At 62.8% G+C, this 12838-nt stretch carries 11 protein-coding genes; 8 read left to right on the forward strand and 3 right to left on the reverse strand.

Translation table 11 applies throughout. The annotated features are described in order from the left end of the window. Window positions 1–26 precede the first annotated feature (26 nt). Window positions 27–1172 carry a radical SAM family heme chaperone HemW gene (hemW, locus tag AC3WR3_RS11790; protein ID WP_492291929.1) on the forward strand — a complete coding sequence of 382 codons (1146 nt, stop codon included), beginning with the start codon at window positions 27–29 and terminating at the stop codon, window positions 1170–1172. Window positions 1173–1397: 225 nt separating this feature from the next. Here hemW and AC3WR3_RS11795 read toward each other — a convergent pair whose 3' ends face one another. From AC3WR3_RS11795 to zntR, 3 genes are all read right to left on the reverse strand, one after another. Further along, window positions 1398–1616: an alternative ribosome-rescue factor A gene (locus AC3WR3_RS11795; protein ID WP_202047189.1), complete on the reverse strand. Its 219-nt coding sequence runs from the start codon at window positions 1614–1616 to the stop codon at window positions 1398–1400. Between the two features lie 134 nt (window positions 1617–1750). After that, window positions 1751–2287, reverse strand: a complete 537-nt coding sequence (locus tag AC3WR3_RS11800; RefSeq protein ID WP_492291930.1) for a dihydrofolate reductase family protein — start codon at window positions 2285–2287, stop codon at window positions 1751–1753. After that, a complete protein-coding gene (gene zntR / locus AC3WR3_RS11805) occupies window positions 2277–2714 on the reverse strand; it encodes a Zn(2+)-responsive transcriptional regulator (protein ID WP_139434040.1) in 438 nt (145 codons plus the stop codon). Before zntR ends, AC3WR3_RS11800 begins: the two co-directional genes overlap by 11 nt. A gap of 435 nt (window positions 2715–3149) precedes the next feature. Between zntR and purH the strand changes: the two genes are divergently transcribed. The 7 genes from purH to AC3WR3_RS11840 all read left to right on the forward strand — a co-directional run bounded on the left by purH (window position 3150) and on the right by AC3WR3_RS11840 (window position 12824). Further along, window positions 3150–4742: a bifunctional phosphoribosylaminoimidazolecarboxamide formyltransferase/IMP cyclohydrolase gene (purH, locus tag AC3WR3_RS11810; RefSeq protein ID WP_492291931.1), complete on the forward strand. Its 1593-nt coding sequence runs from the start codon at window positions 3150–3152 to the stop codon at window positions 4740–4742. A gap of 102 nt (window positions 4743–4844) precedes the next feature. Beyond that, window positions 4845–6134: a phosphoribosylamine--glycine ligase gene (gene purD / locus AC3WR3_RS11815; RefSeq protein WP_492291932.1), complete on the forward strand. Its 1290-nt coding sequence runs from the start codon at window positions 4845–4847 to the stop codon at window positions 6132–6134. A 356-nt stretch (window positions 6135–6490) separates the two neighbouring features. Beyond that, window positions 6491–6865 carry a cytochrome b562 gene (locus AC3WR3_RS11820; protein ID WP_025328232.1) on the forward strand — a complete coding sequence of 125 codons (375 nt, stop codon included), beginning with the start codon at window positions 6491–6493 and terminating at the stop codon, window positions 6863–6865. Next, window positions 6846–7400 carry a cytochrome b/b6 domain-containing protein gene (locus tag AC3WR3_RS11825; RefSeq protein WP_492291933.1) on the forward strand — a complete coding sequence of 185 codons (555 nt, stop codon included), beginning with the start codon at window positions 6846–6848 and terminating at the stop codon, window positions 7398–7400. Before AC3WR3_RS11820 ends, AC3WR3_RS11825 begins: the two co-directional genes overlap by 20 nt. A gap of 288 nt (window positions 7401–7688) precedes the next feature. After that, window positions 7689–10265 (forward strand): alpha amylase C-terminal domain-containing protein, encoded by a 2577-nt coding sequence (locus AC3WR3_RS11830; RefSeq protein ID WP_492291934.1) that lies wholly within the window; start codon window positions 7689–7691, stop codon window positions 10263–10265. Between the two features lie 147 nt (window positions 10266–10412). Next, entirely contained in the window at window positions 10413–10883 is a 471-nt protein-coding gene (locus AC3WR3_RS11835; RefSeq protein ID WP_492291935.1) for a tetratricopeptide repeat protein, read from the forward strand. A 513-nt stretch (window positions 10884–11396) separates the two neighbouring features. Beyond that, entirely contained in the window at window positions 11397–12824 is a 1428-nt protein-coding gene (locus AC3WR3_RS11840; protein WP_492291936.1) for a tyrosine-type recombinase/integrase, read from the forward strand. Window positions 12825–12838: the final 14 nt, after the last annotated feature.

Consider the following 12838-nt stretch of genomic DNA (forward strand, 5'->3'; position numbering starts at 1 on the left):
TTGATTTTTTGAATACTGGAAACACCATGCTGCAACTGCCGCCCCTCTCCCTCTATATCCATGTGCCCTGGTGCGTCCAGAAGTGCCCCTACTGCGACTTCAACTCTCACGCCCAGAAGGGGGAGCTGCCCCACCTCGAGTACGTGGCCGCCCTGCTGGAGGATCTGGATAAGGATCTGCACTGGGCCCAGGGGCGCCCGCTCTCCTCCATCTTCATCGGCGGTGGTACGCCGAGTCTGCTCTCCGTGGAGGCCATGCAGGCGCTGCTGGACGGGGTGCGTGAGCGCATCGCCCTGACCCCGGACTGCGAGATCACCATGGAGGCCAACCCGGGCACGGTGGAGGCGGACAAGTTCGCCGGCTTCCAGCGCGCCGGCATCAACCGCATCTCCATCGGGGTGCAGAGCTTCCAGCAGGAAAAATTGACCCGCCTCGGCCGCATCCATGGCCCGGAAGAGGCGCGCAAGGCCGCCGAGCTGGCCCATGCCATATCGCTTCCCACCTTCAACCTGGATCTGATGCACGGCCTGCCGGATCAGAGCCTGGAGGACGCCCTCTATGATCTGCAGCAGGCCATCGACTGCGCACCGCCGCACCTCTCCTGGTATCAGCTCACCATAGAGCCGAACACGGCGTTCGCCTCCAAGCCCCCCAGGCTGCCGGAGGACGACACCCTGTGGGACATCTACGAGCAGGGCCACGCCATGCTCACCGCCCAGGGTTATCAGCAGTACGAGATCTCGGCCTACGCCAAGGCGGGCTATCAGTGCCGCCACAACCTCAACTACTGGCGCTTTGGCGACTATCTGGGCATAGGCTGCGGCGCCCACGGCAAGGTGACGGATCTCGCGAACCAGCAGATCCTGCGCACCGCCAAGGTGAAGCACCCCAAGGGGTATCTGGACCCTGCCCGCCCCTATCTGGACAGCCAGTGGCAGGTGAGCGCGGACGATCTGCCGCTGGAGTACTTTATGAACCGGTTCAGATTGTTTGAACCTGCCCCCAAGTCGGAGTTCGAGGCCTATACCGGGCTGCCGCTGGAGCGGGTGGAGACCATGCTCGCTGTTGCCCAGACCAAGGAGCTTATCGAAGACCTGGGAGAGTGCTGGCAGCTGACCTCCCTCGGCCATCGCTACCTCAACGTGCTGCTCGAGCTCTTTATGGACGAATAAGGTAACCGCCTTTAACCAGATGGAACACAAGCGGGGCGCCATGAGCGCCCCGCTTGTTTTGGTTCCAGGAACCTGTTCACGGTCTGTCGCGAGAGGCTGTCAGCAAGGTGAAGAGCAGCGCAGGAACCGGAGTGTGTAAGTACACATGAGGATTCCGAGCAGCACATGAGCCTTGATCACGGCCTCGCAGCAAGATCGTGGACAGGTTCCAAAGCAGAAACCCGCTCAGCAGCAGATGCGCATCATCTGCTGTTGACCGGGCTCCCACCGCTTGCCGTGCTTGGCCTTGCGCTGGTAGCTCCCCTTGCCCTTCTTGCTTGGCTCGACCCTGGCCTGGAACAGGGGAGAAGTCACCAGTGCCTTGAGGTGATTGTCCTGGATGATGCCGCGCTGATGATCGTGGACGGGTTCAGTGGTGGCAAGGGCCACCTTCTTCTTGGCCATGCTGGCTCCTTTGCGGTGATGGTAATGAATGGCACTTTGCCGAACGAGGGGCCAAGGAGGCAGCTCAGGACGGCGAAAAAACGCACCGATTGTGCGCCTCTTGCCGCCCGCCTGCAAGGGGTCAGGCGGGAGGCTCAGGCCGGGTGATAGACGACCCGCACCAGGCCACTTGGCAGCACGGCGCTGGACACAGGCACCAGGCGCCCGGGCAGGGCTTGCGTCCACAGGGAAACGCCGGCCCCCAGGGTGACCGGCACCCAGAACAGGGTCAGCTCGTCCACCAGCGCGGCCTGCAGGCCCTGCCTCACGACCTCGCCACCGTCCAGATAGATGTGGCGCGCTCCCTGCTGCCCCAGCTCGCTCAGCACCTGCGCCAGCGACCCCTGCCGGAAAGAGACATGGGCACGGGACATGGCGGGCCTGTGGGTCAGCACAGTCACAGGTTTGTCGCCATAGGGCCACTCGGGGAAGCCGAGCACGGTTTCATAGCTGCTGCGCCCCATCAGCAGCAGATCGGCGCTGGCCATCAGGGCGCTGTAGCCGGTCTCCTCCTGGGAGTCGCCGCCATAGGGGGCGAGCCAGTCAAGATCCCCGCCCTCCCCCGCGATAAAGCCGTCGAGGGAGAGGGCGAGGAAGGCAGAGACCCGGGGCCGATGGCACTCAGTGCTCATGGTCGTGATGCTCGTGACGGGAGGGGGCGCCGGACTCTAGGGTCTCCAGGATGGCGCAGTGCTCCGCCGAGCGGGGGCCACCGCAGCAGATGTCGGAGAGCGCCTTCAGGTTCTCCCGAAAGCGGGTCAGCTCCAGGATCTTCTGCTCCACCTGTTCAAGCTTGGTGTCGGCCACCGCTTTTACCTCCTGGCAGGTCACCCGCGCCTTGTTGGTGTCGAGGGCGAGCAACTCTCCGATGTCCGCCAGGGAGAAACCCACCGACTTGGCGCGGATGATGAACTCCAGCCGCCGCCTGTCCTGCTCCCCATAGAGGCGGTAGCCAGACTCGTTGCGGATCCCCGGCGAGATGAGCCCGTTCTTCTCGTAAAAGCGCAGGGTGTCCGCCTTCACCCCGCACGCCTTGGCCAGTTCCCCGATCCGATACATAACCCTCTCCCCGACATGGCATAGCGCCCAAAATGGTACTCAATATAAACCGGCTTCCACTATCACCCCTTTGCCCGGCGATTGCCAGCCAAAGGCGGGAAAGCAGTAGACAACCCGGGCGATCCCGCCCCTTGGCCCTCAAAACACTGAAAAGACAAACGTTTCACAAAAAATCACCAGAAAACGTTTAACACCGCACCGCACAAGGCTTTGTCTCTTTAAAAAATCCACCACGGGTCACATTTTTTGTGTAGAATACGCGCCCACAAGAGAGCGTCGCGTCAAGCGGGCATTTCCTAAAACGCTTTTGCCAACCCCCGGCTCGCCGGGCGAGAGTGGTTTGCGAAATCCCCCACTTCCATTTATTTGGGGACTCTCTGTGTTGAGCCTCGCCTCCCATGGAACGGTCCCCGTTATGCTGAGGACGATAGTGTGATGGAACAAGCTCGACCCATTCGCCGTGCGCTGCTGAGTGTGTCTGACAAGACTGGCATCCTGGAATTTGCCAAGGCACTCAACGAGCGTGGCGTGGCCCTGCTCTCCACCGGTGGAACCGCCAAGCTGCTGGCCGACGCGGGCCTGCCGGTGACCGAGGTCTCCGACTACACCGGCTTCCCCGAGATGATGGACGGCCGGGTCAAGACCCTGCACCCCAAGGTGCACGGTGGCATCCTCGGCCGCCGCGATCGGGATGACGCCATCATGGCCCAGCACGCTATCTCCCCCATCGACATGGTCGTCGTCAACCTCTATCCCTTCGCCGCTACCGTGGCCAAGCCCGGTTGCACCCTGGAAGACGCCGTCGAGAACATCGACATCGGCGGCCCGACCATGGTTCGCTCCGCCGCCAAGAACCACAAGGACGTCACCATAGTCGTCAAGGCGGCCGATTACGGCCGGGTGATCGCCGAGATGGATGGCAACGGCAACAGCCTGACCCTGGCTACCCGCTTCGATCTGGCCATCGCCGCCTTCGAGCACACCGCCGCCTACGACGGCATGATAGCCAACTACTTCGGCACCCTGGTCCCCTCCTACGGTGACAACAAGGAGGGCGACGCCGAGTCCCGCTTCCCGCGCACCTTCAACGCCCAGTTCATCAAGAAGCAGGACATGCGCTACGGCGAGAACAGCCACCAGGCTGCCGCCTTCTACGCCGAAGAGCAGGCCGCACCAGGCTCGGTGGCAAGCGCCATCCAGCTGCAGGGCAAGGCCCTCTCCTACAACAACATCGCCGACACAGACGCGGCGCTGGAGTGCGTGAAGGAGTTCGCCGAGCCGGCCTGCGTCATCGTCAAGCACGCCAACCCCTGTGGCGTTGCCATAGGTGACGACCTGCTGGGTGCCTACGATCGCGCCTACCAGACCGACCCCACCTCCGCCTTTGGCGGCATCATCGCCTTCAACCGCGAGCTGGATGGTGCCACCGCGGCGGCCATCGTCGCCCGTCAGTTCGTCGAGGTGATCATCGCCCCCAGCATCAGCCAGGCGGCCCGCGAGGCGGTCGCAGCCAAGCAGAACGTGCGTCTGCTGGAATGCGGCCAGTGGACTGCCCCGGCCCAGGGCTTTGACCTCAAGCGTGTCAACGGCGGTCTGCTGGTGCAGGAGCGGGATCACGGCATGGTCACCCTGGGGGAGCTCACCGTGGTCAGCCAGCGTCAGCCCACCGAGGCCGAACTCAAGGACCTGCTGTTCTGCTGGAAGGTCGCCAAGTTCGTCAAGTCCAACGCCATCGTCTACGCCAAAGACGGCCAGACCATAGGCGTGGGTGCCGGCCAGATGAGCCGGGTCTACTCCGCCAAGATCGCCGGCATCAAGGCCGAGGATGAAGGGCTGACCGTGGCGGGCTCCGTCATGGCCTCCGACGCCTTCTTCCCGTTCCGCGACGGCATAGATGCCGCCGCTGCCGCGGGCATCTCCTGCGTCATCCAGCCAGGTGGCTCCATGCGCGACAACGAGGTGATCGAGGCCGCCAACGAGCACGGCATGTGCATGGTGTTCACCAACATGCGCCATTTCCGTCACTGATGAGTCAGGGCCGCCACTGGCGGCCCTTTTGTTGTCTCTTTTCAACTGACTATTTTCAACCGCTGCCCCAAGCGGTTATCACAAATAGAAGCGAGCGATACGATGAAAGTACTGATCATTGGCAACGGCGGCCGTGAGCACGCCCTGGCCTGGAAGGCCAAGCAATCCCCCATGGTGACCCGGGTGTTCGTCGCCCCCGGCAATGCCGGTACCGCCCACGAGGGCAGCATAGAGAACGTCGCCATCGAAGCGACCGACATCCAGGCCCTGCTGGCCTTCGCCAAGGCCCAGCAGATCGGTCTCACCATAGTCGGGCCGGAAGCGCCCCTGGTGAAAGGGGTGGTGGATGCCTTCCGTGCCGAAGGGCTCGCCATCTTCGGCCCGACCGCCGCCGCCGCCCAGCTGGAGGGCTCCAAGGCCTTCGCCAAGGACTTCCTGGCGCGCCACGCCATCCCCACCGCCGAGTACCAGAACTTCACCGAGGTGGAGCCGGCGCTGGCCTACCTGCGCGAGCAGGGTGCCCCCATCGTCATCAAGGCTGACGGTCTGGCGGCAGGCAAGGGCGTCATCGTCGCCATGACCCTCGAAGAGGCGGAAGCGGCAGTGCGCGACATGCTCTCCGGCAATGCCTTCGGCGACGCCGGTGCCCGTGTGGTGATCGAGGAGTTCCTGGACGGGGAAGAGGCGAGCTTCATCGTCATGGTGGACGGCGAGCACGTGCTGCCCATGGCCACCAGCCAGGATCACAAGCGGGTGGGCGACGGCGACACCGGTCTCAACACCGGCGGCATGGGGGCCTACTCCCCGGCGCCCGTGGTGACAGATGTGGTGCATCAAAAAGTGATGGAGCAGGTGATCATGCCGACGGTGCGCGGCATGGCGGCCGAGGGCAACATCTACACCGGCTTCCTCTACGCCGGCCTGATGATCGATGCCCAGGGCAACCCCAAGGTGATCGAGTTCAACTGCCGCTTCGGCGACCCCGAGACCCAGCCCATCATGCTGCGCATGCGCTCCGATCTGGTGGAGCTCTGCCTGGCCGCCTGTGCCGGCAATCTGGATCAGGTCGAAGCCATCTATGATCCCCGCGTCGCCATCGGCGTGGTGCTGGCGGCGGGCGGTTACCCCGGTGACTACCAGCAGGGCAAGCCCATCAGCGGTCTGCCGGTGGAAGAGGCGAGCGGCGAGAAGGTATTCCATGCCGGCTCCCAGCTGGCGGGAGACACCATAGTCACCGCCGGTGGCCGCGTGCTGTGCGCCACCGCGCTGGGTCACACCGTCGCCGAGGCGCAGCAACGCGCCTACCAGCTGGCGGGTCGCATCCAGTGGGACGGTGTCTTCTACCGCAAGGACATCGGCTGGCGTGCCATCGAGCGCGAGCAGGCCAAATAAAGGCCGCCTCCCCCACCGAACACAAGGGCCTGCGGGCCCTTTTTGCTGCCCGGGCTACCGGGGATCGCCCTGCCGGTCCCAGGCTTCCTCCCAAGCCCGGCATGGGGGTGGCAGGCGGCATCCATCCCTTGGCACCGCTCGCCGCCTCGGGTCCACGGCCCCGGGTTGCCGCCTGTTTCCGCTCCCGGCTCATCCCCTTCTGACTACATATGTACAGCACAATGCACACATTTCGTCACAATTGGTCGCACTTTCCCCATACAATTGCCCCGCTTTCATGGCATCATGCTGTATGATACCGCACTCAAATGAGTGCCATAAGAACCTGCAATCTCGTCGTCTCATAAGGAAATCCCATGTTGAAAACTGTGCGTCCCCTGCTGCTGCCCCTGATGTTTGGCCTGATGACCCTGCCCGCCATGGCCGGCGATCTGGAGCAGCCGATGAAGAAGATCGGCTTCAACTACAAGCAGGCCGTCAAGGCAGATGATGCGGCCACCATGGAGAAACACATCAAGGAGATGAAGGCTCAGCTCGATGTGGCCAAGGAGAGAAACATGCCGGCTGCCAAGAAGGAGAAGTTCCTCGAGGGCATGAACAAGGTGCAGAGCGAGCTGGATGCCAGCCTGGCGGCCCTGCAGGCCGGTGATCAGGAGAAGGCCCAGGCCCACCTGGCCAAGGTCAACGACCTGAAGAAGGAGTACCACCAATATGCCAAGCAGAAAGGCTGATCCCTTCCACTGGGATGGCCTGGTCCGCCTCACCCACTGGGGTGTGGCAGCGGTCTGCATCGGCAACCTCTGGCTCAACGAGGCGGGCGAGGAGTGGCATGAGTGGCTGGGCTATGCCGCCATGGCCCTGATCGGCTTGCGCCTGCTGTGGGGGCTCACCCTGGCACGGGGCCATGCCCGCCTGAGCGCCCTGATCCCGAGCCGGGACGATTTCCGCCAGCAGGCGGTAGCGCTGCGCGAGCGCGCCCCCGCAGCGCCCGGCCATCACGGCAGCGGCAAGCTGGCGGTCTGGGTACTCTGGCTGCTGGTGCTGGCGACCGCCGGCAGCGGCTGGTTCCAGAACACAGAGACCGGCTTCGAGCTGGGAGCAGACGACTGGCACGAATGGTGTACCTGGGCGCTGCAGGCCATGATAGCCCTGCACCTGTCCGCCATCGTCTACACCTCCTGGCGTCAGCGCAGCAACCTGGTGACCCGCATGCTGCCCCGCCGCCGGCGCAGGGTGTCTCAGCACCAGCAGGAACCCCATTCCTGAAGCAGACGGGCACCACTGTGCCCGTCTTCCCTTCCCGCCGGTCCGGCCGCAAGGCCATATCAGCCTGGCGACCGCACCGGTTTATCCCCCTCAACGGCGTGACGCCTCCTCCCTCTTTTGCCACGCCGCCATGAAAGCATTTTCATTCACACTTCTTAACTAATCCCGGCTGTACGATTTTCAATCCCCTCGATTTCATGAATGCTACAGAGCCGAACGAGGTTGTTTGTGGTCCGTTCGACATGATGACAGTGAGACGTCAATAACAAGATCGAAGGGAAAATCGTCATGCACAACACAGTGTTTCGAACCGCCGTGCTCGCCGCGGTGCTGGGCTCATTCAGCCACACAGCCGCCGCCGAAGGGGTCATGGTCCACCTGTTCCAATGGAAGTTCAACGACATCGCCAACGAGTGCGAGACAGTGCTCGGTCCCAAGGGATTCGGCGGTGTCCAGATCACCCCGCCCGCCGAGCACAAGCAGGGGAGCCAGGTCTGGTGGACCGTCTACCAGCCAGTCAGCTTCAAGAACTTCAACAGCTTCGGCGGCAGCGAGGCGGAACTGAGGAGCATGATCACCCGCTGCAACGCGGCCGGGGTCAAGGTCTATGCGGACGCCGTCTTCAACCAGCTGGCCTCGGGCACCGGAACCGCCACCGGCGGCGGCAGCTATAACTCGGGGCAGTATCAGTATCCCCAGTTCGGCTACAACGACTTCCACCACAGCGGTGACATCACCAACTACGGCGACAGCAACAACGTCTGGAACGGCGCCCTCTACGGCATGCCGGATCTCAATACCGGCTCTCCCTACGTGCAGGATCAGATAGCCACCTACATGAAGACCCTGCTGGGTTGGGGCGTGGCAGGCTTTCGTATCGATGCGGCCAAGCACATGGCTCCCGGCGAGGTGAAGGCCATTCTCGACAAGGCGGGCAGCCCCAAGGCCTATCTGGAGGTGATAGGTGCCGGGGGAGAATCGGCGGACATCCAGCCGGGTCGCTACACCTATATCGATACCGTCACCGACTTCAAATACGGCACGGATCTCGCAGCCAACTTCAACGGTCAGATCAAGAACCTCAAGACCCTCGGCGAGAGCTGGGGCCTGCTCCCCTCCAGCAAGGCCTTCGTCTTCGTGGTCAACCACGACCGCGAGCGCGGCCACGGCGGTGGCGGCATGCTCACCTTCATGAGCGGTGCCCGCTATGAGCTGGCCAACACCTTCATGATGGCCTGGCCCTATGGCTGGAAGCAGGTGATGTCGGGCTATCGCTTCGAGAACATGGGCACCTATGAAACCGACAAGGGGGCGCCGGGCAGCACGCCCTGCACAGACGGCCAATGGAACTGCGAGCAGCGTCGCCCGACCATCATGAACATGGCCCTGTTCCACAACAGGACCGAAGGGCAAGCTGTCAGTCACTGGTGGGACAACGGCAACAACCAGATAGCCTTCGGCCGCGGTGACAAGGGCTTCGTCGCCATCAACAACGAGAGCGGCAGCCTGGTGGCCTCGGTGCAGACCGGCCTGCCGGCGGGCGAGTACTGCAACCTCCTGGGGGGCAATGACTACTGCAGCGGGGGCTATGTCACCGTCGACGGCAGCGGCAAGGCCAGCCTGAACGTGCCCGCCATGAAGGCGGCTGCCATCATCGCCGGCTGCACCAAGGCCAGCCCCTGCGCCGGCAGCGCCCTGCCGGGCAACAAGTTCAGCAGCATGAACCTGCGCGGCACCCATAACGCCTGGGGCAACACCCCCATGACAGTCGATGCCAACCGTGTCTGGTCCGCCACCCTGACCCTGACCGGCAGCGGTGACGCCACCGGCGCCCAGCGCTTCAAGTTCGACGTCTTCGGCAACTGGACCGAGAACTACGGCGACAACGAAGGGGACGGCATCGCCGACAAGAGCAGCAGCAAGGATATCCTGGTCAGCGGGGCGGGCACCTATCGCATCACCCTGAACGAAGGGGATCTGCGCTACACGGTCACCCCCCTCACCAGCAACCAGGCACCGGTCGCCGCCCTCTCCCCCAAGGTCCTCAGCGTCAAGACGGGAGAGAGCGTGGTGTTCGATGGCTCCGCCTCTACCGATGATGGAGGCGTGGCGAGCTACAGCTGGTCCACCGGCGGCAGCGCCCCCACTGAGACAGTCCAGTTCGATACCCCGGGCACCCATGTTGTCACCCTGACAGTCACCGATGCCGAGGGGCTGACCGCCAGTGCCAGCGCCACCGTGACAGTCACCGACAGCAACGGTGCCTACAACAGCGTGCTGCCGACCCTGCACCTGCGCGGCACACCCAATGCCTGGGGTTCGCTGGCCATGACGCTGGTTGCCGACAATCAGTGGGAGGCATTGGCCACCTTCGACGGCCAGGCCAACCAGCGCTTCAAGTTCGACGTCAAGGGTGACTGGACCCAGAACTATGGCGACACCAACAAGGATGGCGTGGCCGAGCTGGGGGGCGCCGACATACTGACCCCGGTCAGCGGCCAGTACCGGGTGCGCTTCAGCGACCAGACCCTGCAATACAGCCTGACTCCGGTCAGCGTCGGCTATGCCAGGAATGTCGCCAGCCTCAACATCCGTGGCACCACCAATGGCTGGGGCACCACCCCCATGACGCTGGTGGGGGATCACCAGTGGCAGGCCGGCGTCACCTTCACGGGGGCCGGTGATGCCAGCGGCGGCCAGCGCTTCAAGTTCGACGTCAAGGGCGACTGGACCCAGAACTACGGCGACACCAACAAGGACGGCGTGGCCGAGCTGGCCGGGGCAGACATCACCACGGCGGTGGTCGGTGCCTATGTGGTGCGCTTCAACGACCAGACACTGGCCTACAGCCTGAGCGCCCAGTAAGGCTGGACACACGCCCAGGGCATTGAGCCCCGGCGCAGAATCAGGCCTCCCGCCATCGGCGGGAGGCCTTTTTCATGGCCCCATGGCCGGTTCCCCGCCAGCCCGTCGGCAGGCATACTGATCCTTCATCCCCATGCAGGAGCGCATATGAAACTATTGGAAACCCTCAAGGCCGAGGGACGGATCGAAGAAGCCCGCCAGCACGGCCTGCTGCAACTCATCGAGCACCCGCAACACGCCGAACTGCATTATGAAGTGGCCAGCCTGCACGACATGCAGGGGCGCGAGGCCCAGGCCATCCCTCTCTACCAGAAGGCCATCACGCTGGGGCTGGGTGAGGCCTCCTTGCGCGGCGCCTGGCTCGGCCTTGGCAGCTCCTATCGCTGCACCGGGCAATATGCCGAGGCGCTGGCCACTTTCGACGAGGCCCTGGCCCGCTTTCCGGATGCCACCGAGTTCAGGGTGTTCCGTGCCATGACCTGCCATAACCTGGGGCGCCACAAGGAGGGGATGGAGGCGTTGCTGGGAGTGCTGGCCGAGACGACCGCAGATCCTGCCCTCGTCCCCTACAGGCGTGCCATGGCACTCTACGCCGCCGACCTGGACCGGCGCTGGTGAACGCCAGAAACGACAAAGCCGCTCATGATGAGCGGCTTTGTCTGAATGTGGTGGCCCCTGCCCGACTTGAACGGGCGACCAATCGATTATGAGCGTGGGAAAAACGCATTTTACTGTATTTATGTACAGTATATGATGTTATATAAATCAATACCTTATGGCGAACCGTTCATTTTATGACCTTCCCTGGTCTTCCCCTATATTCTCCCTCTGTCATATCCTATAGGTATCCTATTGCGACCAATCGATTTCTAGGATACCTGGATCGATTGGTCGGCCAAGAGCAGGCTAGCCAGGGAAAGGAGTGGCACACACGACTCCCCCCCTTGGGCCAAAAAAGCTCGCATAGGGTTTCATTCTTGAGGTTACAGAGGTTACAAGGTTACATCTCTCTACAAGCCACGGTTTTACTGGGTTTGTTTGTAACCTCACCTGAAATAGTCAGAGGTTACAGGGGTTACAAGCCCTGTCTTGCCTGCCCTTCCTCTGGCTAGCCGGTTTTGTGGGGGGAAGATGAAAGCGTTCAAGTTCACCAAGGCCACGATCGATGCTCTACCCCCTGCACCAGAGGGGAAGCAGGTCGAGTACTGTGATGCCATGGTGCAGGGGTTGAGGCTTCGGGTCGGGGCCACTGGCAGCAAGTCGTTTAGCGTGGCCAAGAGGAAAGAGGGGCGCTTTATCAGGGCGACCTTGGGGCGCTATCCGGCATTGACCATCGACATGGCCCGCGCCAAGGCGCTGGAGATCCTGGGAGAGGTGGCCATCAGTGGCCAGAACCCTAACGTGATCCGCCGCGAACAGGACAAGCTGAAAGTCACCCTGGGCGAGGCCGTAGATGCCTACCTAGCCAGCCGTGGCGACCGGATCCGGCCCGAGACGGCCAAGCACTACCGCGCCGACCTGACCAACTACTCCGGCGACTGGATGACGATCCCCCTGGTCAAGCTCACCCGGGAAAAGATCGAGGTACGCCACAAGGCCATCACCGAGGGGTTGCCCAGTGCCTGGCACGGTGCATCGCCAGAGTTTCGCAAGGCGGGCACCGGCAAAGGCAGCAAGGCGCAGGCCGACCGCTGGGCGCGCACACTGCGGGCCGTGTGGCGCTTTGCCCGTGATCACTATCGGGATGCCAATGATCGGGTCATGCTGCCCGAGCCACCGACCGAAGTCCTGAGCAGCAAGCGGCTTTGGCACAACACCCCCAGACGCAACGACCGGATCCGCACCCATGAGCTGAGGCGCTGGCTGGATGCCGTGGAGCAGGTCAGGCAGCACGCTATCGACTGGCGGGACGATACGACCGCCACCGTCTGCGATGCCATCGACATGGCGCTGTTTACGGGGTTACGCCGCGCTGAAGTATTCCAGCTCACCTGGGATCGGGTCAGCATGAGCGGCGGCTACTTCTGGATTGACCAGACCAAGAATGGCGATCCGCTGGAGCTGCCGATCACCGATACCCTGCTCACCATTTTCCGCCGCCGTTGGCACTGGAACCTGAAACAGAGCCGCTTTGTATTCCCAGGTCGCAATCCGGATCGCCCTATCCATGAGCCGCGCCGTGTCATAGCCAAGATCTGCGCGGCCACTGTACCGAACCCGAATCCTGACGGCCTACCGCCGCTCGAGTTCAAATGCCACGATGCCCGCCGTACCTTCGGCACCGTGGCCGAACTGGCCGAGGTCGGTCAGTACACCATCAAGCGCCTGATGAACCACCGCACCCTGCGTAGTGCCGATGTCACCCAGGGTTACATCCACTTCACCGCAGACGAGCTGCGCAAACCGGCAACCAGGATTGAACGGGATATGTTGGAATATGCGGGCCGCCTGGACAGTAAAAATAATGCCAATAGTAATCTATTGACTATTTTCGCCACGTTGCCAGAAGACGAGCAGCGCCGCTTGCTTTTAAGTATTAGCAATGCTGGCAGCAAATAAAAAGGATCAAATTC

Source organism: Aeromonas sp. EU05-FHT14A05, assembly GCF_058791175.1.